The 1425-nt window shown below is 54.9% G+C and carries 1 rRNA gene; it reads right to left on the bottom strand.

The annotated features are described in order from the left end of the window. Positions 1-39: 39 nt before the first annotated feature. Positions 40-1425, bottom strand: a 23S ribosomal RNA gene (locus ACFXK0_RS29060); the annotation flags it as partial.

Raw genomic sequence — 1425 nt, 5'->3', positions numbered from 1 at the left:
TGTTGTTTCAGATACCGCACAGTGGACGCGTAACACCTTCGTAGTAAGCCCTCGGCCTATTAGTACCAGTCACCTACACACATTACTGTGCTTCCAGTTCCGGCCTATCAACCCCATGGTCTGTAGGGGGCCTTAACCCATCAAGTGGGAGAGAAACCTCATCTTGGAACAGGCTTCCCGCTTAGATGCTTTCAGCGGTTATCCCTTCCGAACGTAGCCAACCAGCAGTGCCCCTGGCGGAACAACTGGCACACCAGAGGTTCGTCCGTCCCGGTCCTCTCGTACTAGGGACAGCCTTCCTCAAGTTTCTAACGCGCGCGGCGGATAGAGACCGAACTGTCTCACGACGTTCTAAACCCAGCTCGCGTGCCGCTTTAATGGGCGAACAGCCCAACCCTTGGGACCTACTCCAGCCCCAGGATGCGACGAGCCGACATCGAGGTGCCAAACCATCCCGTCGATATGGACTCTTGGGGAAGATCAGCCTGTTATCCCCGGGGTACCTTTTATCCGTTGAGCGACACCGCTTCCACTTGCCGGTGCCGGATCACTAGTCCCGACTTTCGTCCCTGCTCGAGCTGTCACTCTCACAGTCAAGCTCCCTTGTGCACTTGCACTCGACACCTGATTGCCAACCAGGCTGAGGGAACCTTTGGGCGCCTCCGTTACATTTTGGGAGGCAACCGCCCCAGTTAAACTACCCACCAGGCACTGTCCCTGAACCAGATCATGGTCCGAGGTTAGAAGTCCAATACGATCAGAGTGGTATTTCAACGACGACTCCACCTGAACTGGCGTCCAAGCTTCACAGTCTCCCACCTATCCTACACAAACCGTACCGAACACCAATACCAAGCTATAGTGAAGGTCCCGGGGTCTTTTCGTCCTGCCGCGCGTAACGAGCATCTTTACTCGTAATGCAATTTCGCCGAGTCTGTGGTTGAGACAGCAGAGAAGTCGTTACGCCATTCGTGCAGGTCGGAACTTACCCGACAAGGAATTTCGCTACCTTAGGATGGTTATAGTTACCACCGCCGTTTACCGGGGCTTAAATTCTCAGCTTCGCGCCGAAGCGCTAACCGGTCCTCTTAACCTTCCGGCACCGGGCAGGCGTCAGTCCGTATACATCGTCTTACGACTTCGCACGGACCTGTGTTTTTAGTAAACAGTCGCTTCTCTCTGGTCTCTGCGACCTTCCCCAGCTCTGAGTGCAAGACTCGTCACCAGGGCAGGTCCCCCTTCTCCCGAAGTTACGGGGGCATTTTGCCGAGTTCCTTAACCACAGTTCTCTCGATCGCCTTAGTATTCTCTACCTGACCACCTGTGTCGGTTTGGGGTACGGGCCGTGTACCAACTCACTAGAGGCTTTTCTCGGCAGCATAGGATCACTGAATTCACCACAACGGCTACGCATCACCTCTCAGG

It is taken from the genome of Nocardia sp. NPDC059177 (genome assembly GCF_042755165.1).
Taxonomy (GTDB): Bacteria; Actinomycetota; Actinomycetes; order Mycobacteriales; family Mycobacteriaceae; genus Nocardia.
Note: the sequence above shows the minus strand (reverse complement) of the source record. Positions and strands in the feature narration are given on the sequence as shown.